The 24,917-nt window shown below is 69.8% G+C and carries 22 protein-coding genes, 1 tRNA gene and 1 pseudogene; 14 read left to right on the forward strand and 10 right to left on the reverse strand.

Features of this window, described 5'->3' with window-relative positions:
- Nucleotides 1–78 precede the first annotated feature (78 nt).
- Nucleotides 79–687, forward strand: coding sequence for an Lrp/AsnC family transcriptional regulator (locus tag SPRI_RS18330; RefSeq protein ID WP_005314796.1), 609 nt, complete (start codon nt 79–81; stop codon nt 685–687).
- A 49-nt stretch (nt 688–736) separates the two neighbouring features.
- Here the strand turns inward: SPRI_RS18330 and SPRI_RS18335 are convergent, their stop codons facing one another.
- Nucleotides 737–1,330, reverse strand: a complete 594-nt coding sequence (locus SPRI_RS18335; RefSeq protein WP_037774171.1) for a TetR/AcrR family transcriptional regulator — start codon at nt 1,328–1,330, stop codon at nt 737–739.
- Complete coding sequence (locus tag SPRI_RS18340; protein ID WP_053557102.1) at nt 1,327–2,865, reverse strand: 3-hydroxyacyl-CoA dehydrogenase; 1,539 nt, start codon at nt 2,863–2,865, stop codon at nt 1,327–1,329. The genes SPRI_RS18335 and SPRI_RS18340 overlap by 4 nt, the downstream gene beginning before the upstream one ends.
- A gap of 122 nt (nt 2,866–2,987) precedes the next feature.
- On the opposite strand from SPRI_RS18340, the gene paaN reads away from it, so the two are divergent.
- Nucleotides 2,988–4,664 carry a phenylacetic acid degradation protein PaaN gene (gene paaN, locus SPRI_RS18345; RefSeq protein WP_005314802.1) on the forward strand — a complete coding sequence of 559 codons (1,677 nt, stop codon included), beginning with the start codon at nt 2,988–2,990 and terminating at the stop codon, nt 4,662–4,664.
- A gap of 106 nt (nt 4,665–4,770) precedes the next feature.
- Here paaN and SPRI_RS18350 read toward each other — a convergent pair whose 3' ends face one another.
- From SPRI_RS18350 to SPRI_RS37235, 3 genes are read right to left on the reverse strand one after another with little or no spacing between them, the layout of a single operon-like run.
- The gene (locus SPRI_RS18350) at nt 4,771–5,430 is read right to left on the reverse strand and encodes a TrmH family RNA methyltransferase (RefSeq protein ID WP_005314804.1); all 660 of its coding nucleotides are present in this window, start codon (nt 5,428–5,430) and stop codon (nt 4,771–4,773) included.
- Nucleotides 5,427–6,605: an HTTM domain-containing protein gene (locus SPRI_RS18355; protein ID WP_037774172.1), complete on the reverse strand. Its 1,179-nt coding sequence runs from the start codon at nt 6,603–6,605 to the stop codon at nt 5,427–5,429. Before SPRI_RS18355 ends, SPRI_RS18350 begins: the two co-directional genes overlap by 4 nt.
- On the reverse strand, nt 6,602–7,537 hold the full coding sequence (locus tag SPRI_RS37235; RefSeq protein ID WP_005314808.1) for a DUF5819 family protein: 936 nt from the start codon (nt 7,535–7,537) through the stop codon (nt 6,602–6,604). The genes SPRI_RS18355 and SPRI_RS37235 overlap by 4 nt, the downstream gene beginning before the upstream one ends.
- 114 nt (nt 7,538–7,651) lie before the next feature.
- Here SPRI_RS37235 and paaA point away from each other — a divergent pair, with 114 nt between their 5' ends.
- From paaA to SPRI_RS18390, 6 genes are all read left to right on the forward strand, one after another.
- Entirely contained in the window at nt 7,652–8,620 is a 969-nt protein-coding gene (gene paaA / locus SPRI_RS18365; protein ID WP_005314810.1) for a 1,2-phenylacetyl-CoA epoxidase subunit PaaA, read from the forward strand.
- On the forward strand, nt 8,617–8,907 hold the full coding sequence (gene paaB, locus SPRI_RS18370; protein ID WP_005314813.1) for a 1,2-phenylacetyl-CoA epoxidase subunit PaaB: 291 nt from the start codon (nt 8,617–8,619) through the stop codon (nt 8,905–8,907). The genes paaA and paaB overlap by 4 nt, the downstream gene beginning before the upstream one ends.
- Nucleotides 8,904–9,680: a 1,2-phenylacetyl-CoA epoxidase subunit PaaC gene (gene paaC, locus SPRI_RS18375; protein WP_005314816.1), complete on the forward strand. Its 777-nt coding sequence runs from the start codon at nt 8,904–8,906 to the stop codon at nt 9,678–9,680. The genes paaB and paaC overlap by 4 nt, the downstream gene beginning before the upstream one ends.
- Nucleotides 9,674–10,192, forward strand: a complete 519-nt coding sequence (gene paaD / locus SPRI_RS18380; RefSeq protein ID WP_005314818.1) for a 1,2-phenylacetyl-CoA epoxidase subunit PaaD — start codon at nt 9,674–9,676, stop codon at nt 10,190–10,192. Before paaC ends, paaD begins: the two co-directional genes overlap by 7 nt.
- Nucleotides 10,193–11,248, forward strand: coding sequence for a 2Fe-2S iron-sulfur cluster-binding protein (locus SPRI_RS18385; RefSeq protein WP_053557103.1), 1,056 nt, complete (start codon nt 10,193–10,195; stop codon nt 11,246–11,248).
- A 185-nt stretch (nt 11,249–11,433) separates the two neighbouring features.
- Nucleotides 11,434–12,576, forward strand: a complete 1,143-nt coding sequence (locus SPRI_RS18390; protein WP_005314824.1) for an acyl-CoA dehydrogenase family protein — start codon at nt 11,434–11,436, stop codon at nt 12,574–12,576.
- A gap of 103 nt (nt 12,577–12,679) precedes the next feature.
- Here the strand turns inward: SPRI_RS18390 and SPRI_RS39405 are convergent.
- The 5 genes and pseudogenes from SPRI_RS39405 to SPRI_RS18410 all read right to left on the reverse strand — a co-directional run.
- Nucleotides 12,680–13,189 (reverse strand): annotated as a pseudogene (locus tag SPRI_RS39405) (hypothetical protein); the annotation flags it as partial.
- Between the two features lie 21 nt (nt 13,190–13,210).
- On the reverse strand, nt 13,211–13,555 hold the full coding sequence (locus SPRI_RS18395; RefSeq protein ID WP_005314831.1) for a rhodanese-like domain-containing protein: 345 nt from the start codon (nt 13,553–13,555) through the stop codon (nt 13,211–13,213).
- Between the two features lie 90 nt (nt 13,556–13,645).
- Nucleotides 13,646–14,503, reverse strand: a complete 858-nt coding sequence (locus SPRI_RS18400) for a hypothetical protein (RefSeq protein WP_005314833.1) — start codon at nt 14,501–14,503, stop codon at nt 13,646–13,648.
- A gap of 33 nt (nt 14,504–14,536) precedes the next feature.
- A complete protein-coding gene (locus tag SPRI_RS18405; protein WP_078535295.1) occupies nt 14,537–16,039 on the reverse strand; it encodes a DUF2252 domain-containing protein in 1,503 nt (500 codons plus the stop codon).
- Nucleotides 16,040–16,334: 295 nt separating this feature from the next.
- Nucleotides 16,335–16,418 (reverse strand) — tRNA-Leu (locus SPRI_RS18410).
- Nucleotides 16,419–16,755: 337 nt separating this feature from the next.
- On the opposite strand from SPRI_RS18410, the gene SPRI_RS18415 reads away from it, so the two are divergent.
- The 6 genes from SPRI_RS18415 to pknB all read left to right on the forward strand — a co-directional run bounded on the left by SPRI_RS18415 (nt 16,756) and on the right by pknB (nt 24,854).
- Nucleotides 16,756–17,604, forward strand: a complete 849-nt coding sequence (locus tag SPRI_RS18415) for an FhaA domain-containing protein (RefSeq protein ID WP_005314838.1) — start codon at nt 16,756–16,758, stop codon at nt 17,602–17,604.
- Nucleotides 17,605–17,614: 10 nt separating this feature from the next.
- Nucleotides 17,615–18,127: an FHA domain-containing protein FhaB/FipA gene (locus SPRI_RS18420; RefSeq protein WP_005314841.1), complete on the forward strand. Its 513-nt coding sequence runs from the start codon at nt 17,615–17,617 to the stop codon at nt 18,125–18,127.
- A 141-nt stretch (nt 18,128–18,268) separates the two neighbouring features.
- Nucleotides 18,269–19,762, forward strand: coding sequence for a Stp1/IreP family PP2C-type Ser/Thr phosphatase (locus tag SPRI_RS18425; protein WP_005314844.1), 1,494 nt, complete (start codon nt 18,269–18,271; stop codon nt 19,760–19,762).
- Nucleotides 19,763–19,787: 25 nt separating this feature from the next.
- Entirely contained in the window at nt 19,788–21,203 is a 1,416-nt protein-coding gene (locus SPRI_RS18430; RefSeq protein ID WP_005314847.1) for an FtsW/RodA/SpoVE family cell cycle protein, read from the forward strand.
- A complete protein-coding gene (locus SPRI_RS18435; protein ID WP_005314860.1) occupies nt 21,200–22,660 on the forward strand; it encodes a peptidoglycan D,D-transpeptidase FtsI family protein in 1,461 nt (486 codons plus the stop codon). Before SPRI_RS18430 ends, SPRI_RS18435 begins: the two co-directional genes overlap by 4 nt.
- Nucleotides 22,661–22,829: 169 nt before the next feature.
- Nucleotides 22,830–24,854 carry a Stk1 family PASTA domain-containing Ser/Thr kinase gene (pknB, locus tag SPRI_RS18440; protein ID WP_005314862.1) on the forward strand — a complete coding sequence of 675 codons (2,025 nt, stop codon included), beginning with the start codon at nt 22,830–22,832 and terminating at the stop codon, nt 24,852–24,854.
- Nucleotides 24,855–24,917 lie beyond the last annotated feature (63 nt).

Genomic DNA, 24,917 nt, shown 5'->3' on the forward strand with positions numbered 1-24,917 from the left:
GACAAACGGTTCTCCACAGCATGAGATGGAGACAGGTCGTCCATGCGAGGAAGGCGGGGGGACATGGCAACTGAACAAATGGCCGACGGCGGGGACCGCACGGGGCAGATCCCTCCGCCGCGCCCGCTGGACGCCATCGACCGCGACATCCTGCGCATGCTCCAGACGGACGGGCGCGCCTCCATACGCTCCGTCGCCGACCAGGTGCACGTGTCCCGTGCCAACGCGTACGCCCGGATCAACCGGCTGATCGACGACGGCGTGATCCGCGGCTTCAGCGCGCGGGTCAACCACGAGCGGGCGGGCCAGGGCGCCTCTGCCTACATCACGCTCAAGATCGTCCAGAATTCGTGGCGGACGGTCAGGGAACAACTGCAGGCACTCCCTGGTGCCGCCCACATCGCGCTCGTCAGCGGTGACTTCGACGTCCTGCTGCTGGTGCACACGCCCGACAACCGCACCTTGCGCGAACTGGTCCTGACCCGGCTCCAGTCCATCCCGGAGGTGCTGTCGACCAGGACGCTGCTGGTGTTCGAGGAGACGGACCTCGATCCAGGCCCCGGGCCGATTTCCGGCTCTGCGGCGGCGTCCGGGCAGGGGGCGACTTCCGGATCCGGACCGACTCCAGGCTCTGCGGCGGCGACTTCCGGCTCCGGGCCGGCGGGCCGGGACGCCGATCCTCTCTGACGGCCCGCCCACACACCCCCGACGCCGCCCCATCGGGCGGACGGACGGGTCAGGAGCCCGTGCGCAGCCCGTCGAACGCCAGCTGCACGACCGTCTCCGCCACCTGGTCCGCGTCGTAGCCGCCGCCCGGGTGCGGGCGATACCACTCGACCAGCGAGTTCACCATGCCGAAGAGCAGCCGCGTCGCGAGCCGGATGTCGACATCGGCCCGCAGGTCGCCGTCCGCGGCGGCCGCCTTCAGCAGATCCGCGACGCGCTGGTCGAACTCGCGGCGCCGCTCGAGCGCCCAGCGTTCGGTCTTCGTGTTCCCTCTGACCCGCAGCAGCAGTGTCACGTAGGGCAGTTCGGCCACCAGCACCTCGACGGTGCGCCGGGTGACGTATTCCACCCGCTCGATGGCCCGGCCCCGCCTGGCGCCGTTCTCTTCGAGGATCGCGAACAGGGAGTCCAGCGCCCGGCTGACGGCCCGGCGCAGCAACTCCTCCTTGCCCGCGACGTGGTGGTAGATCGACGATTTGGAGATACCGGCCGCCTTCGACAGGTGCTCCATGGAAGTACCGTCATAGCCACGCTCGTTGAAGATCTGCACCGCGACGGTCAGCAGCGTCTCCGGCGTGTACGCGTCGCGCCTGGCTGTGGTCATCGGCCGCCCGCCTCGTCGTTGTCCGCGCAGGCGCGGCGCGCGGTCGCCAGGGACGGTGCGTACCGACCGGTGGGGTAGCGCTCGTGGAGGGCGTCCAGCAGCGCGCGCACCCGCTGGAACCCGAGCTTCTCGCCCCACTCCAACGGTCCGGCCGGGTAGTTGACGCCGAGCTTCATCGCGGTGTCGATGTCCGGGCCGGACGCGACACCGCGGTCGACCGCGTCGGCCGCGAAGTCCGCCAGCATCGCCACCGTACGGGCGACGATCATGCCCGGTACGTCCCCGATCAATGAGACGTCCTTGCCGAGGGCCTGGAAGAGACCGACGGCCTCCTCCACCGCGCCGGGCATGTTCCGGAGCGTGCTCTCGGATGTGGAAAGGGCGATACGGGTCGCCTTCTCGTAGTCGAGGGCGAGGTCGAAGTAGACGATCCCGTCGTCGAACTCGAACGACGTCTCCCCGTCCACCAGCCCGAGCTCCGCGCCGCCGGGAAGGGATATGCAGCCGTCGCCCTCGCCGCGGAGGACGGTGATTCCGGCCCGCTCGATCAGTTCCACCAGCGGCTCCGCGGGCCCGAGGTCGCCTTGCACGACCACGCTCGTGGGAGCCGCGGCGGGCGGCTGGGTCTGCGGCCGGGGGCGCTCGGCGCCTTCCGCGTACGAGAACCAGCCGTGCCCGGACTTGCGGCCGTGGCGGCCCGACTCGACGAGCCGGCGCTGCGCCAGCGACGGCGTGAACTTCGGGCTCTGGAAGAAGGAGTCCCAGACGGAACGGGTGACCGCTTCATTGACGTCCTGGCCGATCAGATCGGTCAGCTCGAACGCCCCCATCTTGAAACCGCCGCACTCGCGCAGCACCGCGTCGATGGTGGCGGGGTCGGCGCCACGCTCCTCGTGGACGGCGAACGCCTCCGCGTAGAAGGGGCGTGCGACGCGGTTGACGATGAAGCCGGGCGTGTCCGCGCAGCGCACGGGGGTCTTGCCCCAGGCGGCGACGGTGGCCTGGGCCGCGGTGGCCGCCGCCTCCTCGGTCGCGTGGCCGCTGACCACCTCGACGAGGGGGAGAAGGGGTGCCGGGTTGAAGAAGTGCAGGCCGACGAAACGGCCCGGCCTGCGCAGCGCGCCGGCGACGGCCGTGACGGAGAGGGAAGAGGTGTTCGTGGCGAGAAGGCAGTCGTCGGCGACGGTCTTCTCCAGCTCGGTGAACAGCTCCTGCTTGACCGTGAGCCGTTCCAGGACGGCCTCGACGACGAGTGCCGCGTCGGAGAGCTCCGAGATGTCCGTGGCGGGAAGCAGCCGGCCGCGGGCGGCGTCGCGCTCCTCGGACGTCATCCGGCCCTTTTCTACGAGCCGGTCCAGTCGCCCGCCGATCGCCGCCGCGGCCTCCTGGGCCCGGCCGGGAACGGCGTCGTGCAGACGTACGGGATGGCCTGCGACCAGGGCCACCTGCGCGATCCCCTGGCCCATGGTTCCGGTGCCGACGACGGCGACGGTGCGGCTCGTGCCGATCGCGGTCGTGGAGTCGATGGCGGTCATGGAGGCGATCCTCCCCGATGAGTTGTCCACAGGTTCGACAGGCCCCCTTGTACCGACCGATCGTTCGGTTACTCTAACTCTGTCATCACTCCCCTGCCCAGCTCGACGAGGAGTTGGTCCGCATGCAGCTGACCGAGACCCACCGGCCCACGCTCGACCAGGCCCTCGAGGCGATCCGTACGCGGGCGTACTGGTCACCGCACCCCGAGCACCCGAAGGCCTACGGCGAGAGCGCGCCCGCCGACGGCCTGGCCGCCTTCGAGGCACTGCGGGGCTCCCGTTTCGACCTGGACCAGCCGGGCACCGACGGCTGGACCGGCGGCGAGGTGTCTCCGTACGGACCGGAGCTGGGGATCGAGTATCCGCACCCGGACCTGGATGTCCTGCTGCCCGCGATGCGCGCCGGGATGGCGGGCTGGCGCGAGGCCGGACCCGAGACGCGTGCCCTCGTGTGCCTGGAGATCCTCTCGCGGATCAGCGCCCGCACCCATGAGTTCGCGCACGCGGTGACGCACACCAGCGGGCAGGCGTTCATGATGGCGTTCCAGGCCGGCGGCCCGCACGCCCAGGACCGCGGTATGGAAGCCGTGGCGTACGCGTACGCGGAGCAGACCCGCACCCCCGCCGCCGCCGACTGGTCGAAGCCCCAGGGCAAGCGGGACCCGCTGCGGCTGCGGAAGACGTTCACCACCGCCGGACGCGGCATCGGGCTGGTGATCGGCTGCAACACCTTCCCGACGTGGAACGGCTACCCGGGCCTCTTCGCCTCTCTGGCCACGGGCAACCCGGTCCTGGTCAAGCCGCACCCCCGCGCGGTGCTCCCGCTCGCCCTCACGGTGAAGGTGGCCCGCGAGGTGCTCGCGGAGGCCGGCTTCGATCCGAACCTGGTGTGTCTCGCCGTCGAGCGTCCGGGCGAGGGCATCGCGAAGATCCTGGCGACACGCCCCGAGATCAAGATCATCGACTACACGGGGTCCACCGCCTTCGGCGACTGGCTGGAGGCCAACGCCCGCCAGGCGCAGGTCTACACGGAGAAGGCCGGCGTCAACACGATCGTCATCGACTCCACCGACGACTACAAGGGGATGCTGTCCAACCTGGCTTTCTCGCTGTCCCTGTACAGCGGCCAGATGTGCACCACCCCGCAGAACGTGCTGGTCCCCAGGGACGGCATCACCACCGAGTCGGGCCCCAAGAGCTACGACGAGGTGGCCGCGGACCTGGCGGCCGCGGTGGGCGGTCTGCTCGGCGACGACGCTCGGGCGAACGCGCTGCTGGGCGCCCTGGTCAATCCGGATGTGAAGGCGCGGCTCGAGGCCGCGGCCGACCTGGGTGAGGTGGCTCTCGAGTCGCGGGAGGTGCCCAACCCCGACTTCCCGGGCGCGACGGTGCGGACGCCCGTGATCGTGAAGCTCGACGGCGCCCGTAAGTTCTGGGAGTCGGCGGACACGGAGCCCGCATATCTCTCCGAGTGCTTCGGTCCGGTCTCCTTCGTGGTGGCCGTGGACTCCACGGACGACGCCCTGGATCTCCTGCGTCGCACGGTCCGCGAGAAGGGTGCGATGACGGTCGGCGCGTACACCACGTCCGCCGGGACGGAGCGCGCGATCGAGGACGTCTGTTTCGAGGAGTCGGCGCAGCTCTCGCTCAACCTGACCGGCGGTGTGTACGTCAACCAGACCGCCGCGTTCTCCGACTTCCACGGCTCCGGCGGCAACCCCGCCGCGAACGCGGCACTGTGCGACGCCGCGTTCGTCGCCAACCGCTTCCGAGTGGTGGAGGTCCGCCGCCAGGCCTGACACGCCCGGGACTGCGGGGTCTGGTGCCCCGCAGTCCCTCCGGGCGGGGGACGGTCCCACAGGCCCGGCCAGGGAAGCCCCCGTGGTTCTCAGAGGGAAACCGCGGTCATTCCTGCGGGGCCGGTACATCGGCGTACCGCTGCACCCAGGCATGCATCGCGATGGCCGCCGCCGCACCGGCGTTGATCGACCGCGTCGAACCGAACTGGGCGATCGAGCACACCATGGACGCGTGCTTGCGGGCCTCCTCCGTGAGCCCCGGGCCCTCCTGGCCGAAGAGAAGCACACAGCGGCGCGGCAGCTCCGTCCGCTCGAGGGGCACGGCCCCCGGCAGATTGTCGATCCCGATGATCGGCAGGTCCTCCGCGGCCGCCCACTCGGTCAGCGAGGCCGTGTCCGGATGGTGGCGTACATGCTGGTACCGGTCGGTGACCATCGCGCCGCGCCTGTTCCAGCGCCGGCGTCCGATGATGTGGATCTCCCTGGCCAGGAACGCGTTGGCGGTGCGCACCACCGAACCGATGTTGAAGTCGTGGCCCCAGTTCTCCACCGCCACATGGAAGCCGTGCCTGCGTGTGTCCAGGTCGGCGACGATCGCCTCGCGGGTCCAGTAGCGGTACTGGTCCACGACGTTGCGCCGGTCGCCCTCGGCCAGCAGCTCGGGGTCGTAGCGCTCGCCCTGCGGCCAGGGCAGCGGGTGCGGGCCGACGCCGACCTCTGGGGCGTAGCCCTCGTCGTACTGCAGCGGTTCTTCGGTGGTGCTCACCCGACGAGCGTACGGGGCTCGTCCTCGCTGCTCCGCCTCAGCTGGGACGGGACGGCGCTCCCGGCCGGCAGCCGGTCCCGTCTGCGCACCACCAGGGCGCCCAGGCCGATCAGGAATCCGGTCGGCAGGAACACGGCGTCCGCCGCGATCATCGCCATCGAGAAGAACGGCAGCCCCAGCAGTACGGCGATGCCGGCGTGCTCGAGCATCATGATCACCAACAGCACGTTCTTGACGCGCCGGTTGAACAGGGTGAAGGGGAAGGCCACCTGCACGATGACGGTGCCGTAGGTGAGCAGCATGACCACCACCCCGCCGGAGGCGAGGAGTCCGGAGAGCGCCGGCCACGGGGTGAAGTAGTCGAGCTTCAGCGGGTAGTACAGGGCGGTCCCGTCCTGCCAGCGCGAGCCCTGGATCTTGTACCAGCCGGCGGTCGCGTAAATCACACAGACCTCGGCCATGATCACGGCGAGGGCGGCGTTGTGGACGAGGTTCGCCAGGACATCCAGCAGGGTGCGGGGCTGACTGCCGGGCGCATAGCGGTTCACGGCCCACCACAGACCCTGCGCCGTCCACACGCCCCAGAACAGGATCATGATCCAGGTGTCGCCGTCGGTCCTGCCGAGGACCGTGCCCACGAAGAGGAGGGCACCGAGCACGGACCACAGGACCGGGCCCGTCCGGTCCCTCGCGGAAGTGCGCCCGGCCCGCCGGGCGTCGAGCGACCAGACCTGCGCGCAGCGCGTCATCACCAGGTAGACGGCCATGAGATGGACGACGTTGTCGCCGCCGTCCCCCACGAAGATCGAGCGGTTCTGCAGGGACAGCACACCGACCATGAAGAGCACGGAGACGGCGCGGGTGCGCCAGCCGAGCACCATCAGGAGGCTGGACAGCACACAGACGCCGTAGACGAATTCGAACCACAGGGTGCTGTCGGACCACAGGAGCACGCTGAACGCGTTGTTGTCCGCGATCAGCTCCCCACCCATTTCCCAGCTCCACGGACCGTCGGGGCCGTACAGCTCGTGCCGGTTGCGGATCTCGGACAGCAGGAACAGCAGCCAGGTCGCACCGAAGCCGATCCGGACGACGGCGCTCTGGTACGGGCCGAGGGCCGTCGCGGTGACGCGCTGTACGGCGCGGGAGAGCTTGCGCTCCTGGGACGGCTTCACCGAGCCGCCTCCGTCCGGCCGGTGTCGCGGTCCTTGTTGTCGACGCCCCCGGGCAGATCCGCCGCTGTGACGGTCCACCACGGCAGCTCGCGGTGGACGGGCCGGGTGTCGATCTTCTCGTCGCTCCACCGAGGGGCCTCGATCGACGTCGTCGAGGCGCGGAGCTGTATGCGCTCCACGGGACCACCGATGTCGTGCCGCTCGAGGCGCAGCATGACGATGCGGCGGATGTAGCTCTCCGAGAGCCGGCCGCGCAGGCCGTTCGGCCGGCCGTCCGTGTCGTGCGAGCCCACATAGAAGTCCCAGGCCCGGCGGAGCTGGTTCTGGTGGAGATGGCTGGGGAGGAGGTTCCCGCGGATCTCAGCCCCGTCCTCCGCTGACAGGTCGATCCAGCCGCTGGTGCGGCGGCTGCCGTCGTCGGCCGTGTACTGGGCACGCACCTGAACGGCGATGTTCTGCTGCAGCGGGTTGGGGGCGAAGAGCTTCCAGTTCTGCTCGAACTCGGGATAGACCCACTCGTCCACCACCTCGCCGTGCTGCTTCGTCACGGTGTTGGAGGGGGCTACATGGAGGAAGACCATGGCCAGGTGGACGCATGCGAACGCTGTGATCAGCGCGAGCGAGACGGCTGCCGCCACCTGGTACGGGAGGGACAGCCCGTCGATCCCGCCATGGGAGGCAGGTGGCTCGGACGGAGCCGGGGCTGCGTCGGGAGAGTCGGCAGGGCCCGGAGGTTCCACAGGGCCTGCGGGCCCGGGAATGCGCCCGTGGCCCGCATCGATGCCGGAAGGGGCAGGGAGCTGGGCTATCGGCCAGCGCTCGCGCGGGTCCCTCGGGCTGCCGCCTTCCGGCTGCCGGTCCGGGGGAAGCGGAGGCGGTCCGGCGGCCGGAAATCCGGCGCCTTTGCCTTCCTCGTCCTCGTAGGAGTCCATCCCCGCCCCGATCCCCGTCGGTCACCTCGGTTATCCACAGGGTTGACACCCTACGGGCCGCCGACCGACCATTGAAGCCGATGAACCGAACGATCGGTCGGTAGGGGAGTCCGGATGACGGCAGTGACTGCGGATGCGTACGAGGCGGCGTTCGACGCTGCCGTGGCGGCCGACGAGCGGATCGAGCCGCGTGACTGGATGCCGGAGGCGTACCGCGCGACGCTGGTCCGCCAGATGGCTCAGCACGCGCACTCGGAAATCATCGGCATGCAGCCCGAGGCGAACTGGATCACGCGGGCGCCGTCGCTGCGCCGCAAGGCGATCCTGATGGCCAAGGTTCAGGACGAAGCCGGCCACGGCCTCTATCTGTACAGCGCCGCCGAGACGCTGGGCACCAGCCGCGACGAGTTGCTCGACAAGCTCCACACAGGCCGCCAGAAGTACTCCTCGATCTTCAACTACCCCACGCTGACCTGGGCCGACGTCGGCGCGATCGGGTGGCTCGTGGACGGGGCGGCGATCACCAACCAGGTGCCGCTCTGCCGCTGCTCCTACGGGCCCTACGCCCGTGCGATGGTGCGGATCTGCAAGGAGGAGTCGTTCCACCAGCGTCAGGGTTACGAGCTGCTGCTCGCCCTGTCCCGCGGGACGCCCGAGCAGCACGCGATGGCGCAGGACGCGGTGGACCGCTGGTGGTGGCCGTCGCTGATGATGTTCGGCCCGCCGGACGACGCATCGGCGCACTCGGCGCAGTCCATGGCCTGGAAGATCAAGCGGCACTCGAACGACGAGCTGCGCCAGCGCTTCGTGGACATCTGCGTCCCGCAGGCCGAGTCCCTGGGTCTCACCCTCCCCGACCCGGATCTGCGGTGGAACGAGGAGCGCGGACACCACGACTTCGGCGCCATCGACTGGTCCGAGTTCCAGGCCGTCCTCAAGGGCAACGGCCCCTGCAACGAACAGCGCATCAACCAGCGCCGGCGAGCCCACGAAGAAGGAGCCTGGGTCAGGGACGCCGCCGCCGCTTACGCGGAAAAGCACCAGGCAGCACAGCACACCGAGTCCGTGGAGGCGACGGCATGAGCAGCTCGACCGAATGGCCGCTGTGGGAGGTCTTCGTGCGCTCGCGCCGCGGGCTGTCCCACACCCACGCAGGAAGCCTGCACGCGCCGGACGCGGAAATGGCCCTGCGCAACGCCCGTGATCTCTACACCCGCCGCAGCGAGGGCGTCTCGATCTGGGTGGTGCCCTCCACCTCGGTCACCGCCTCCTCGCCGGACGAGAAGGACCCCTTCTTCGAACCGTCCGCCGACAAGCCGTACCGGCACCCCACCTTCTACGAGATCCCGGAAGGGGTGAAGCACCTGTGACCGCGACTCCCACGGCGAAGCCCGTCCCGACGGTGACCTCCGGCACGGAGCCCACCACGTCCGGGGTGAGTGTCCCCGCGGCGCTGGCGCTCGGCGACGACGCCCTGGTGCTCTCCCACCGGCTGGGGGAGTGGGCCGGACACGCACCGGTCCTCGAGGAGGAGGTCGCCCTCGCCAACATCGCCCTCGACCTCCTGGGGCAGGCGCGCGTACTGCTCTCCCTCGTGGGCGACGAGGACGAGCTGGCGTTCCTGCGCGAGGAGCGGTCCTTCCGCAACCTCCAGCTGGTGGAGCAGCCGAACGGCGACTTCGCGCACACCATCGCCCGCCAGTTCTTCTTCTCCGTCCACCAGCGCCTGCTCTACGGGCAGCTGGCCACCACGGACGGCCCGTTCGCCGGGCTCGCCGCCAAGGCGGTCAAGGAGGTCGCTTACCACCAGGACCACGCCGAGCACTGGATCGCCCGGCTCGGCGACGGTACGGCGGAGAGCCATGAGCGGATGCAGCGCGCCTGCGACGCGCTCTGGCGGTTCACGGGCGAGATGTTCGAGCCGGTGGAAGGCCTCGAGGTGGATCTGATGGCCCTCGAAGCGCGCTGGCTCGAGCGCGTCACGGCCGTTCTCGAGCGCGCGACGCTCACCGTTCCCTCCGGAGCCCGCACGGGTGCCTGGTCGGCCGGAGCCGGGCGCCAGGGCCTCCACACGGAGTCGTTCGGGCGGATGCTCGCCGAGATGCAGCACCTGCACCGCAGCCACCCGGGGGCGTCATGGTGACGGAAACGGCCGACAAGACCGGTGCCGATACGGCGCTGGAGGAAGAGCTGCGCAGGCTGGCCGGTTCGGTCCCCGACCCGGAGCTACCGGTGCTCACCCTCGAGGAGCTCGGTGTCGTCCGCGGTGTGCGCCTGCTCGGCCCCACCAGCGTCGAGGTCGACCTGACACCGACGTACACGGGGTGTCCGGCCATCGAGGCGATGACGTCGGACATAGAGCAGGTACTCCGCGAACACGGGATGGCGGAGGTGTCGGTGGTCAAGGTCCTCTCCCCGGCCTGGTCGACCGACGACATCAGCGCCGAAGGACGTCGGAAGCTCGACGAGTTCGGCATAGCGCCGCCCCGTCCCCACGCGGCGGACGGGCCCGTGCCGCTCACGCTCTCGGTTCGCTGCCCGCACTGCGGCTCGACCGACACGGAACTGCTGAGCAGGTTCTCCTCCACGGCCTGCAAGGCCCTGCGCAGGTGCGTCACCTGTCGCGAACCTTTCGACCACTTCAAGGAGTTGTAGATGTTCCATCCGCTCCGGGTCAGCGAGGTCGAACGGCTCACGGACGACTCGGTGGCTGTCACCTTCGACGTGCCGCCCGAGCTGCGCGAGACCTTCCGGCACACCCCCGGGCAGCACATCGCGCTGCGCCGTCTCGTGGACGGTGTGGAGATCCGCCGCACGTACTCGATCTGCTCCCCTGCCGCTCCGGCCGAGGCCGTCCCCGTACTCCGGGTCGGGATCCGGTTGGTCGACGGCGGCGAGTTCTCGACGTATGCCCTCAAGGAACTGTCCGTCGGCGACATCGTCGACGTCATGCCGCCGGCCGGCAGGTTCCTCTTCCCGCCACGTCCCGGCCACTTCGCGGCCGTGGTGGGCGGCAGCGGCATCACACCGGTGCTGTCGATGGCCGCCACACTGCTGGCGACCGAGCCCGAGGCCCGCTTCTGCCTCATCCGCAGCGACCGCACCGCGGCCTCCACGATGTTCCTCGAAGAAGTCGCGGACCTGAAGGACCGCTTCCCGGACCGCTTCCAACTGGTCACCGTGCTTTCCCGCGAGGAGCAGCAGGCGGGTCTGCCGTCGGGCAGGCTCGACCAGCAGCGGCTGACCGGTCTCCTCCCCGCGCTGCTTCCGGTCACGGAAGTGGACGGGTGGTTCCTCTGCGGACCGTTCGGGCTGGTCGTCGCCGCTGACCGCGCGCTGCGCGGGCTCGGAGTGGACCGTGGCCGCATCCACCAGGAGATCTTCCACGTCGACGACGGCTCGGCACCGACTCCCGCAACGGTGGCCGCGCCTGCACACGCCTCCCTCACCGCGACCCTCGACGGCCGTTCGGGGAGCTGGCCGGTGCAGGAAGGGGAGTCCCTTCTGGAGACGGTGCTCCGCAGCAGGGCGGACGCCCCGTACGCCTGCAAGGGCGGCGTGTGCGGTACGTGCCGGGCGTTCCTGGTGTCGGGCGAGGTCCGGATGGACCGCAACTTCGCCCTGGAGCCGGAGGAGACGGAAGCGGGCTATGTCCTGGCCTGCCAGTCCCATCCCGCCACGGCAGAGGTGGAGTTGGATTTCGACCGCTGACAAGCCCCTATCGACACCGCGAGTTCACCGCTGACCCGGCGGAAAGAACGCGTCGCGTGGGCGGGCCGGCCCGGGAGACCGCTCAGCGGTCCTCCCGGGCCGCTCCGTGCCCATTCCCTTCCTGCCCGGCCTGACCTATCTTGACGACCCGTCAGATACGGCGGGGACGTTGGAAGGAGCGGGCAGTGGACTTCACCTTCACCGAGGAACACCTGGCAGCCGCAGAGGCGGCGAAGGCCGTCTTCTCGGCAGTGGCGCCCGACGCGGTACCGAGCCCCGCGATGACCGCCGGCGCGGTCGCCGAGGACTTCGACCGTGAGTTGTGGGTCCGGCTTGCCGATTCCGGCCTGCTCGGGCTGATGCTGTCGGCGGAGCACGACGGCGCCGGCCTCGACCCCATCGCGCTCTGCCTGGTACTGCGCGAGTCCGCCAAGGTACTGGCACGCGTGCCGCTGCTGGAGACGAGCGCCGTCGCCATGACGGTGGAGCGTTACGGAAGTGCGGAGCTCTGTGCGGAGCTGCTCCCCCGCGTCGGTAGCGGCGGCCTGGTACTCACGGCCGGAGCCAGCGGCCGCACGGGCCACGACGCCGCCGAGCTCGCCGTCACCGCACACCGTGAGACCGGCTCGGCCGATGGCTGGATCCTCGACGGGGCGCAGACCGCGGCGCCCTGGGCACAGTGCGCGGACCTCGTCGCCGTCCCCGCCCACACAAGCGGCGGCAGGACGGTTCTCGCCCTGGTACCCCGACTCCAGGACGGCCTCACCCTGGCCGAGCAGATCTCCACCAGCGGCGAGCGCCTGGCAGAGGTCCGCCTCGACGGTGTGCGGATCGACGACCGCCTTCTGATCGCTGACGCGCAGGCGTGGGAGTTTCTTCGTGACCTTCTCGCCACGGGCACCTGCGCCCTGGCGCTCGGCCTCGGCGAACAGGTGCTGGCCATGACCGGCGAATACACCGGCAGGCGTGAGCAGTTCGGCTTCCCGGTGGCCACGTTCCAGGCCGTGGCCGTCCAGGCCGCCGACCGGTACATCGATCTGCGGGCCATGGAAGCCACCCTGTGGCAGGCCGCCTGGCGGATCGGCACCGGCTCCGGTGGAGCCCTGCCGCCCGCCGGCGACATCGCGGTGGCCAAGATCTGGGCGTCGGAAGGGGTGAGGCGCGTGGTGCAGACCGCTCAGCATCTCCACGGCGGGTTCGGAGCGGACGTCGACTATCCGCTCCACCGCTATCACGCCTGGGCGAAGCAGCTCGAGCTCTCACTCGGTCCGGCCGCCGCTCACGAGGAGGCGCTGGGCGATCTCCTCGCCGCCCATCCGCTCGACTGAGGACTCGGAGCCGTCTCGTGACTGCGGAACCTCGCCATGACCGCGGAAAACTCGTCATGCCAGCGGAACCGGGACAGAGCGGTCCGACGGCCTGGAGGCAGGCTCAGCCGATGGCTTGTGACGTGTCCAAGGACCGGGCGAAGTCGCTGAGGGTCCGGAAGTCGTCCGCGCGCAGACCGATCCGCGGGTTGACATGGTGCGCAGCCGCCCGGCGTGATGGCGGGCGGACACGTACGCATCGTCCGGATCGCTCTGTTCGTCGTCCACCCAGGCGAAGGGGCGGCCGTTCGCGTGGTCGACCAGGGGGCCGGTCTTCCAGTGGACCCCGTCGGGGCGGTCCTGAAGCAAGTCGTCACCGAAATCGACGAACGGGAGTTCGGGCAGGCCCAGCACCGGGGCGATCCACCGGTTGGCGCCGTCCATCCATGCGGTGGCCCAGCACAGCTCGTACGGGAGCCGGAGCAGGGCCCGGACCGTGCTCCGGGTTGAGCCGGACCCGCAGGGGTCGCCGCCTTAGCCAGAGTCCTCCGTGTCCCTCCGGTCCCTGGTCCCGGGGCACTGTGAGGGTGGTGCAGCCGTCGGGGCGCGCTCCGGCTCGGCGGGCGGCCGGGTGGGTGTGCCGGACCGCGGGGCGTCAGAGCACGAAGGCGGGGCTGCCGTTCTCGGTGACCATGGGGCGTCCCGCCCCGTCCCACGCGAGCATGCCCCCGTCGACATTCACCGCGTCCAGACCCTGCTGCACCAGGTACTGGGTGACCTGCGCGGAGCGACCACCGACCCGGCACATCACAAAGGCGCGGCGCCCGTCGGCCAGCGCCTCGGTCACCTGGCCGAACCGGGCCACGAAGTCGCTCATCGGCACGTGCAGCGCGCCTTCGACATGCCCGGCAGCCCACTCGTCGGCCTCCCGGACGTCCAGCACCAGGGCGTCGTCCGGTACCGCCGTGGCTTCCACGGAGGGCAACGGGGCGAAGTTCATGGGTGATGCCTTCTCTCTTGCGTGTGGGGGCCGGCCCTCGTTCCGCAGCGGTCCGACACAGGATCCCGGCTGTCGAGGGCTCCGGAAAACCTACTGCACGAGCGCGGCCAGTTCGGCCTCACGCTCGGCCACCTGTGCCAGCAACTGCTCGGCGATCTCCTCCAGCAGCCGGTCCGGATCGTCGGGCGCCATCCGCAACATCGCGCCGATCGCGCTGTCCTCCAGCTCCCGGGCGACCACGGTCAGCAGTTCCTTGCGCTGCGCCAGCCACTCGAGCCGGGCGTAGAGCTCGTCACGCTCACTGGGCCGGGGAGCTGCCGGCGCGGGACCCGCGGCCCACTCCTCCGCCAGCTCCTTCAGCTTCTCCGCGTCGCCGAGACCGTAGGCGGCGTTGACGCGCGCGATGAACTCGTCGCGCCGTGCCCGCTCCGTCTCGTCCTGGGCCAGGTCAGGGTGCGCCTTGCGGGCCAGCTCGCGGTAGAGCTTGCGTGCCTCTTCGCTCGGCCGGACCCGCTTCGGCGCCTGCACGGGCTGATCGGTGAGCATCGCCGCGGCCTCGGGGGAGAGGCCGTCGGAGTCGATCCAGTCGTGGAAGAGCTCGTCGACGCCCGGCATCGGAAGTACGAGGGCCCGTGCCTCCTGCGCCTTCCGCAGGTCCTCCGGGTCGCCGCTGCGCGCCGCCCGCGCCTCCGCGATCTGCGCGTCGAGCTCGTCCAGCCGCGCGTACATCGGTCCCAGCTTCTGGTGGTGCAGCCGGGAGAAGTTCTCCACTTCCACCCGGAACGTCTCCACCGCGATCTCGAACTCGATCAGCGCGTGCTCTGCCGCCCCCACCGCCTTCGCCAGCCGCGCCTCGGGCCGGTCCTGCTCGGCGCTCTGTGCAGCCTGCTGCACGGCCTGGTCGTCGTCGTTGTGGGTCGTCGGTCCCCCGGCGGCATCCTGAGTCACCTGTCCAGCCTACGGGCGCGGCCGGGCGCGCTGTCACACCCCCAGCTCAGCGGCCGTCCGACCGCTCTTGATGGCGGTCAGCAGGTCCGCATGATCCGCTTCCGTACGGTCCGCGTACGTCACCGCGAACGCGGCGACCGCCTCGTCGAGCTCCTCGTTCCTGCCGCAGTACCCGGCGAGCAGCCGCGGATCCGCGCTGTGGGAGTGGGCACGGGCGAGCAGCGCCCCCGTCATCCGGCCGTAGTCGTCGAGCTGGTCGGGTGTGAGAGCCGCGGGGTCGACACTGCCCTTGCGGTTCCTGAACTGCCGCACCTGGAAGGGACGCCCCTCCACCGTCGTCCAGCCCAGCAAGCTGTCGCTGACGACCTGCATCCGCTTCTGCCCCTGAACGACCCGGCGCCCCTCGTGCTCCGGTTCCGGCGCGGGGAAGCCGACGGACGCCAGGTGAGGAAGGAGCGCCGAGGCCCGGGCCTCCTTCACCTGCAGCACCAGCGGATCGCCGCGGTGGTCGAGGAGGAGCACCACGTACGAGCGGGTCCCCACGCTTCCGGTCCCCACCACGCGGAAGGCCACGTCATGGATCGCGTACCGGGCGAGCAGCGGACGACGGTCCTCCGCGACCGTGGTCAGATACTCCCCGAGCGAGGCAGCGACCGCTGCCGCTTCCTCGTCCGACACCCGGCGCAGGACCGGCGGGGCGTCCACGAAGCGACGCCCACCGGCCTCGTCGCCGTCCGCCACGACCTCGGTCGACCTGGCCGCGAAGCGTGCACTCGTGTTGTTGCGGGCCTTTGCCTCGACCCGCTCCAGCGTCCCCAGAAGGTCACGCGCGTCCGTGTGCGAGACCAGTTCCTCGTCGGCGATGGCGTTCCAGGCGTCCAGCGCCGGCAGCTTGGCCAGCAACCGCATGGTGCGGCGATAGGCGCCCACGGCGTCGAAGGCCGCCGCGCGGCACGCGTCCTCGCTGCCCCCCGCCACCCGGCCGGCCAGCACCAGGGACACCGCGAGCCGCTTGAGGTCCCACTCCCACGGGCCGACGACGGTCTCGTCGAAGTCGTTGAGGTCCATCACGAGCCGACCACGGGCGTCTCCGTAGAGACCGAAGTTCGCGGCGTGCGCGTCACCGCATATCTGTGCGCCGATTCCGGTGACGGGCGTGCCCACCAGGTCGTGGGCCATCAGCCCGGCCGATCCCCGAAGGAACGCGAACGGGGAGGCCGCCATCCGCCCGACCCGTATCGGAGTGAGCTCCGGCACACGTCCACGGCTCGACTCCTCCACCGCCTGCACGGCGTCGGGGCGCCCCGCCGGAGACCGGAGCTGGTCGTGCGAGGACCGTGACACCTTCTTACGCAGCGCCTTGCCGGCGTCCTTCGGAGAGGTCGCGCCGTCCGATGCCTTGCGGGGCGCGAAGCCCGGCACCGCGGGGATACGCGGACGCGGACCCTCGCCGCTACCGCCGGCCGCCACGCCGCCTCGGTCCTTGTCGTCGGCCTCGTGCCGCTGCTCCGGCACCGCCACATTGTTCTCGCCCATGCCCGCGGCCTCCCCCGGCGACGTGCGCCATCAACATCAAGTTCCCTGACGGTACCGCCGTGTCCCGACGGCCGTCTGCCCCTGTGGAAAACCCCGGTACGAGCCGAGCAGCAGGGGCGGACCGATCCACATCGGTTACCCGGAGGCGGGCGCTCCAGGTCTGTCGGCCATCGGGCGTTCCACGTGAAACATCACCGTGGGCCCCTCTCACCGGTCCCCGCGCCCAGTTCCGTGGCGAGGCATGAGAAAAGGGCCCCCACCAGGACTTTCGTCCGGTGGAGACCCTTCTCCGCTGTGCGCGAGGGGGGAGTTGAACCCCCACGCCCTTTCGGGCACTGGAACCTGAATCCAGCGCGTCTGCCTATTCCGCCACCCGCGCATTGGGTGTTGTGCTCGAGTGCCTCACCTGTTCGGTGCGACCCCCTGGCGACATGCAGAAGATTAGCACGCTGCACAGGGTGGATTCACATCCGTTTGTTTGGGCGGCCCGAGGAACGAACAGGGAACGAAGCGAGCGGTCCGGGAACGAACGGCGGCGCCCCCCACTCCTCCTGTATGCCCCCCGGGTGCGGGACACTGTCAGGAGGCCGCCTCTACGATCCGGTGTGAGAGGTGACACTCATCGACGGGGCAGACAAGGGGAACCAGCCGATTTCCCGACGCGTGGATACGATCAGTAAGCAGTACCAGGACGACAGCAACGGAGGAGGTGCCCCATGGGAGTCCTGAAGCGTTTCGAGCAGCGTCTCGAAGGTCTGGTCAACGGCACCTTCGCCAAGGTGTTCAAGTCCGAGGTCCAGCCTGTCGAGATCGCGGGCGCCCTCCAGCGGGAGTGCGACAACAACGCGACGATCTGGAACCGCGAGCGGACCGTCGTCCCCAACGATTTCATCGTCGAGCTCAGCGCGCCCGACTTCGAGCGCCTGAGCCCGTACTCGGGCCAGCTCGGCGACGAGCTCTCCGGCTTGGTCCGTGACTACGCCAAGCAGCAGCGCTACACCTTCATGGGCCCGATCAAGGTCCACCTGGAGAAGGCGGACGACCTCGACACGGGTCTGTACCGGGTACGCAGCCGCACACTGGCGTCGAGTACGTCACAGGCCCCCGGAGGCCGCCCCGGCGGAGGTCCCCAGGCAGTGGCCGGCCCCGCCGGCGGCTACGGTTACCCCCCGACCGGTGCTCCTCCGATGCCGGCCGCACCACCTCCCGGCATGGCAGCGGGTCCGCGTCCCGGCCCCGCTGCGGGCCAGCGCGCAGCCGGCCCGGGCGCCATGCCGAACACACAAGTACGACGCTGGATCGAGATCAATGGCACCCGCCATCAGATCTCCCGCCCGACGCTGGTGCTGGGTCGCAGCACCGACGCCGATGTGCGGATCGACGACCCCGGCGTATCGCGCCGGCACTGTGAGATCCGGACCGGAACGCCCTCGACGATCCAGGATCTCGGGTCCACCAACGGCATCGTGGTGGACGGGCAGCACACCACCCGCGCTACGCTCCGCGACGGCTCGCGGATCGTCGTGGGCAGCACCACCATCGTTTACCGGCAAGCCGAAGGGTGAAGCGGGGGCAATGTCAGAGCTGACCCTGACGGTCATGCGGCTAGGTTTCCTGGCCGTTCTGTGGCTGTTCGTCATCGTGGCCGTCCAGGTCATTCGCAGCGATCTGTTCGGCACGCGGGTGACGCAGCGCGGTTCGCGCCGCGGCGCCGACGCGCGTCCGCAGCAGCCGCGCCAGAACGCCGCGCCGCCGCAGCAGCGCCAACAGGCCGGCGGCCGCCAGCGGCGGGGAGCGCCGACGAAGCTGGTCGTGTCCGAAGGCACACTCACAGGCACCACCGTCGCCCTCCAGGGCCAGACCATCACCCTGGGCCGGGCACACGACTCCACGATCGTGCTGGACGACGACTACGCGTCCAGCAGGCATGCCAGGATCTACCCGGACCGTGACGGCCAGTGGATCGTCGAGGATCTCGGGTCCACCAACGGCACTTATCTCGACCGGACCCGACTCACCACCCCGACACCGATTCCGCTGGGCGCGCCGATCCGCATCGGCAAGACCGTCATCGAGCTGCGGAAGTAGTACGACAATGAGCGAGCGGAGCGAGCGAGCCGCAGCGGTCCCCACCGGCGACCGGCACGGGCTCCCGACCGGAGGGTGGGCAGTGTGGCTCGAGACCGGCTGGCGCGACAGTCGACCGGCGAGCCGACGGGTGAGGTGCGCATGAGTCTTTCTCTGCGTTTCGCCGCCGGATCGCACAAAGGCATGATCCGCGAGGGCAACGAGGACTCCGGTTACGCCGGCCCCCGTCTGCTGGCCATCGCCGACGGCATGGGTGGCCAGGCGGCCGGCGAGGTCGCCTCCTCCGAGGTCATCTCCACGCTCGTCACCCTCGACGACGACGTGCCCGGTTCCGACATCCTCACCTCGCTCGGCACCGCCGTTCAGCGTGCCAACGACCAGCTCCGGATGATGGTCGAGGAGGATCCGCAGCTCGAGGGCATGGGCACCACGCTCACCGCCCTGCTGTGGACCGGCCAGCGGCTCGGCCTCGTCCATGTCGGCGACTCCCGCGCGTACCTGCTGCGCGACGGCGTGCTGACACAGATCACCCAGGACCACACCTGGGTGCAGCGGCTCGTGGACGAGGGCCGGATCACCGAAGAGGAAGCCACCACCCACCCGCAGCGCTCCCTGCTGATGCGCGCGCTCGGCAGCGGCGACCATGTGGAACCGGACCTCTCCATCCGCGAGGTCCGCGCCGGTGACCGCTACCTGATCTGCTCCGACGGCCTGTCCGGCGTCGTCTCCCACCAGACCATGGAGGAGACGCTCGCCAGCTACCAGGGCCCGCAGGAGACGGTGCAGGACCTGATCCAGCTCGCCCTGCGCGGCGGCGGTCCCGACAACATCACCTGCATCGTCGCCGACGTCCTCGACACCGACTCGGGCGACACCCTGGCCGGGCAGCTCAGCGACACCCCCGTCGTCGTCGGCGCGGTCGCCGAGAACCAGCACCAGCTGAACGACGGCGGCGCCATGCAGACGCCGGCCGGCCGAGCCGCCGGCCTGGGACGTTCGGCGGCGCCGGAGGCCCCGGGCGGTAGCTTCGGCCCGCCCGGATCCGGCGAAGGCGGTTACGGCGGCATGCCCCCCGAGGGCAGCTTCGGCGCCTACACGGACGACGACTTCGTCAAGCGCGGCGGCCGCAAGTGGCTGAAGCGCTCGCTGTACATCGTTCTCGCCCTGGCGGTCGTCGGCGGCGGTCTGTACGGCGGCTACCGCTGGACCCAGACCCAGTACTACGTCGGCACCAAGGGCGAGCACGTGGCGCTGTACCGCGGCATCAGCCAGGACCTCGCCTGGCTGTCGCTCTCGGAGGTCGAGAAGGACCACCCCGAGATCGAACTCAAGTACCTACCGCCTTACCAGCGCAAGCAGGTCGAGGCGACGATCACCGAGGACAGCCTCGTCACGGCCCGCGCGAAGATCGACGAGCTCGCGAAGCAGGCAGGCGCCTGCAAGAAGAACGAGGAGCGCCGCGAGGCCGCCGATCGAGCGAGCACCCCGCCTCCCGGCGAGGGCGAGGCCGGCGGCACCGCCGGCACGCCCACCACCCAGGACGCAAAGACCAAGCCGACCGCAGCCTCTCCCTCCCCGGGTCCCACCCTCTCGGAGGAGGAGCAGAAGCTGGCCTCGAACTGCGGCAAGCAGTAATAGTCCGTAGGGGGCCTTCTCCACCATGAGCGTTGTCACCAACACGACCACGATCGGCGCGATCGACGCACCGAGCCGGCGGAACACCGAGCTGATGCTGCTCGGTTTCGCCGTCGCCATCCCGGTGTTCGCCTACATCAACGTCGGCCTCGCCCTCGACGGCGAGCTGCCCGCGGGTGTCCTCGGTTACGGCCTCGGCCTCGGCCTGCTCGCGGGAGTGGCCCACCTCGGGGTGCGCAAGTTCGCGAAGTACGCCGACCCGTTGCTGCTGCCGTTGGCGACGCTCCTGAACGGGCTCGGGCTGGTGATGATCTGGCGGCTCGACCAGTCGCCCCGGCTGATCCAGCGCGTGGAGAGCCTGTACGGCAAGGGCGCCTTCAGCCCTGACGCGCCCAAGCAGCTGATGTACTCGGCGATCGGCATCGCCCTGTTCGTCGGCGTGCTGATGCTCCTCAAGGACCACCGCATCCTTCAGCGCTACACGTACATCTCGATGGCGGTCGCGCTGATCCTGCTGATCCTGCCGATGTTCTTCCCCGCCGTGAACGGCGCCAAGATCTGGATCAGCCTCGGCCCCTTCTCCATCCAGCCCGGCGAGTTCGCGAAGATCATCATCGCGGTGTTCTTCTCCGGCTACCTCATGGTCAAGAGGGACGCCCTCGCTCTGGCCAGCCGCCGCTTCATGGGCCTGTACCTGCCCCGCGGACGGGACCTCGGCCCCATCCTGGTGGTCTGGGCCATGTCCATCCTGATCCTCGTCTTCGAGACCGACCTCGGCACCTCGCTGCTCTTCTTCGGCCTCTTCGTGGTCATGCTGTACGTCGCCACGGAGCGCACCAGCTGGATCGTCTTCGGTCTGCTGATGTCGGCCGTCGGCGCCGTCGGTGTGGCCTCGTTCGAGCCGCACGTCCAGCAGCGCGTCGAGTTCTGGCTCAACCCCTTCGCCGAGACCACCTGGGAGCAGAGCAACCAGATCGGTCAGGCGCTGATGTCCTTCGGCGCCGGCGGGACGCTCGGCACCGGCCTCGGGCAGGGCGACTCCGACCTGATCGGCTTCGCCGCCAACTCCGACTTCATCCTCTCCTCCTTCGGTGAAGAGCTCGGGCTCGCCGGCATGATGGCGTTCCTGATGGTCTACGGCCTGATCGTGGAGCGCGGCGTACGCACCGCCCTGGCCGCCCGTGACCCGTTCGGCAAGCTGCTCGCGATCGGCCTGTCCGGCGCGTTCGCCATCCAGGTCTTCGTCGTCGCCGGCGGTGTCATGGGGCTCATCCCGCTGACCGGTATGACGATGCCGTTCGTCGCCTACGGCGGCTCTTCCGTGCTCGCCAACTGGGCGCTGATCGCGATCCTGATCCGGATCAGCGACACCGCGCGCCGGCCCGCGCCCGCGCCGGCCCCGTCCCCCGACGCCGAGATGACCCAGGTGGTCCGACCGTGAACAAGCCCCTGCGCCGGATCGCGATCTTCTGCGGACTGCTCGTGCTGGCCCTGTTGGTGCGAACCAACTGGCTCCAGTACGTCGACGCCGACGAACTGAACGAGAACTCGAAGAACCGTCGTATCCAGATCGAGCGTTACGCGTACGAGCGCGGCAACATCATCGTCGACGGCAAGCCGATCACCGGCTCCGTCGAGACGAACGACACCGACTTCAAGTACAAGCGCACGTACGTCGACGGTCCCATGTGGGCACCGGTGACGGGCTACGCGTCGCAGGCGTACGACGCGAACCAGATCGAGAAGCTCCAGGACGGAATCCTCACCGGCAACTCCGACCAGCTCTTCTTCGACCGCACCATGTCGATGTTCACCGGGGACACGAAGCGCGGCGGCAACGTCGTCACCACCCTCAACGGCGCCGCGCAGAAGGCCGCCTACGAGGGCCTCGGCGACAAGAAGGGCGCCGTCGCGGCCATCGACCCCAAGACCGGCAAGATCCTGGCCCTGGCGTCCACCCCGTCCTACGACCCGTCCTCCTTCGCCGGCTACTCCGGCAAGGACGAGAAGGCGTGGCTCGCGCTGGAACGGGACAAGGACAAGCCGAAGCTGAACCGCGCGCTGCGCGAGACCTACCCGCCCGGTTCGACCTTCAAGGTCGTCACCGCGGCGGCGGCCCTCGAGCACGGGGTCATCCAGGACATCGACGACCCGACGGACACTCCGGAGCCCTACATCCTGCCGGGCACCAGGACCCCGATGGTCAACCACGCGAGCGGCTGCGAGAACGCCAGCCTCAACGAGGCGCTCCGGGTGTCCTGCAACTCGGTGTTCGCGAAGCTCGGTGACGATGTGAGCCGCGACAAGATGGTGGAGACCGCGGAGAAGTTCGGCTTCAACAACCCGGAGATCGACACCCCGGTCCGCGCTTCCGCCTCCGTCTACGACAAGAAGATGTCCCGGGACGGCAACGCGCAGTCCTCCATCGGCCAGTTCAACACCGCGGCCACCCCGCTGCAGATGGCGATGGTCACCGCGGCGATCGCCAACGACGGCAAGCTGATGAAGCCTTACATGATCGACCAGCTGGTCTCCCCGAGCCTGGACGTCATCGAGAAGACCGAGCCGGAGGAGATGAGCCGGCCGGTCTCCTCGGAGAACGCCCAGCTGCTCCAGCAGATGATGGAGAACGTCGTCGAGAACGGCACCGGCGGCAACGCGGCCATCGACGGCGTGAAGGTCGGCGGTAAGACCGGTACGGCGCAGCACGGTGAGAACAACAGCAAGAACCCGTACGCCTGGTTCATCTCGTACGCCAAGACCGACAACGGCTCTCCGGTCGCCGTCGCGGTCGTCGTCGAGGACAGCAACGCCCGCCGTGACGACATCTCGGGCGGCGGCCTCGCCGCCCCGATCGCCAAGGCCGTGATGCAGGCGGTGCTGGGCGACAAGCAGTGACGAGGATCACTCCCGGCCTCCATACCTGCACATTGCGATACCGGTCGGGTATCAGCTGCCGATTGCGGGCGGATCAAGTACGGCGTGCCCGGTAGCCTTTGCGCGAAACAGCACACCGGAGGACCACACACGGGTGCGGTCGGGACTGACGGAGAGGGCTGGAACAGTTATGGAAGAGCCGCGTCGCCTCGGCGGCCGGTATGAACTGGGCTCGGTGCTCGGCCGTGGTGGCATGGCCGAGGTCTACCTCGCCCACGACACCCGGCTCGGCCGCACTGTCGCCGTGAAGACGCTGCGGGCCGACCTCGCCCGCGACCCGTCCTTCCAGGCCCGGTTCCGCCGTGAGGCCCAGTCCGCCGCCTCGCTCAATCACCCCGCGATCGTCGCTGTCTACGACACCGGCGAGGACATGGTGTACGACGGCGGCGCCGGCGGGTCCGGGGTCTCGATCCCGTACATCGTCATGGAGTACGTCGACGGCTCCACCCTGCGTGAGCTGCTTCACTCCGGCCGCAAGCTGCTGCCCGAGCGCACGCTCGAGATGACCGTGGGCATCCTCCAGGCGCTGGAGTACTCGCACCGCGCCGGGATCGTGCACCGCGACATCAAGCCGGCGAACGTCATGCTGACGCGCACCGGTCAGGTCAAGGTCATGGACTTCGGCATCGCCCGGGCCATGGGCGACTCCGGCATGACCATGACGCAGACGGCCGCCGTCATCGGCACCGCCCAGTACCTCTCCCCGGAGCAGGCCAAGGGCGAGCAGGTCGACGCCCGCTCGGACCTCTACTCCACCGGCTGCCTTCTCTACGAGCTCCTCACCGTGCGTCCCCCCTTCGTGGGCGACTCCCCGGTGGCGGTGGCCTACCAGCACGTGCGGGAAGAGCCGCAGCCGCCCAGCAACTTCGACCCCGAGATCACGCCCGAGATGGACGCGATCGTGTTGAAGGCGCTCGTCAAGGACCCGGACTACCGCTACCAGTCCGCCGACGAGATGCGCGCGGACATCGAGGCGTGCCTCGACGGCCAGCCGGTCGCGGCCACGGCCGCGATGGGTGCGGTCGGCTACGGCGGCGGTTACGGCGGGGACGACCAGCAGACCACGGCGCTGCGCCAGGCCGACCCGGCCGGCCAGACGTCGATGCTGCCGCCCATGAACCCGGACGACGGCGGCTTCGGTTACGACGACCGTCCGGACCGCCGGCGCCAGAAGAAGTCCAACACCTCGACGATCCTGCTGGTGCTCGCGGGCATCCTGGTGCTGGTCGGCGCGGTGCTGATCGGCAAGTCCCTCTTCGGCTCCACCGACGGCACCGGCGAGGTGGACGTGCCGCAGCTGGTCGGCCTCACGATGGAGGACGCCCAGAGAGCGGCGGAGAACTCCAAGGTGGAGGTCGCCCAGGCCAGCACCGCACGCTGCGACCAGCCGAAGGGCAGCATCTGCTCCCAGGACCCGGCGCCCCCGAAGCAGATGAACGAGGGCGAGACGATCCAGGTCGTGGTCTCGGAGGGCGCCCCGAAGGTCAAGGTCCCGGACGTCGTGGACAAGGACGTCGAGGACGCGACCGAGATCCTCGAGGCCGACAAGTTCAAGGTCGAGACCAAGGAGGTCGAGTCCGCGGACGAGGACCCCGGCACGGTCCTCGAGCAGACCCCCGAAGGCCGCTCCATGGCCGAGACCGGCGCGACGGTGACGCTGACGGTCGCCAAGCAGGCCAAACAGGACCTGCCCAGCGTCGTCGGCCAGCAGTTCGAACAGGCGAAGAATCAGCTCGAGCTGCTCAAGTTCGAGGTCGTCAGGGTCGACATCGACTCGGACAAGCCCGCCAACGAGGTCGTCGCGCAGGACCCGCAGCCCGGCAAGGTCGCCAAGGGCAGCAAGGTCACCCTCCAGGTCTCCAAGGGCCCGCAGCAGACCCAGGTGCCGGTCCCGGCGCAGATCCTCGGCAAGCGGGTCGGTGAGGCGAAGCAGATCCTCGCCCAGGCCGGATTCACCAACGTCCAGGTCGCTCCCGGCAATCCGGGGGACGACAACGCGATCGTCACCGGGTCCAACCCTTCCCCCGGCACTCCTGCCGACCCGGCCACCACCCCGGTCGTCCTCACGACGATCGGCGGTGACGGCGGCAACGGCGGCAATGGAGGTAACGGCGGCAACGGCGGCTTCTTCGGTGGCATCGGCGGCGACGACTGACCGGCGCCCGCCTCCGTGAACGGCAAGCAGTGAGCCCCGGCACCCTCGAAGGTGCCGGGGCTC

The sequence above is a fragment of the Streptomyces pristinaespiralis genome (assembly GCF_001278075.1).
Lineage (GTDB): Bacteria > Actinomycetota > Actinomycetes > Streptomycetales > Streptomycetaceae > Streptomyces > Streptomyces pristinaespiralis.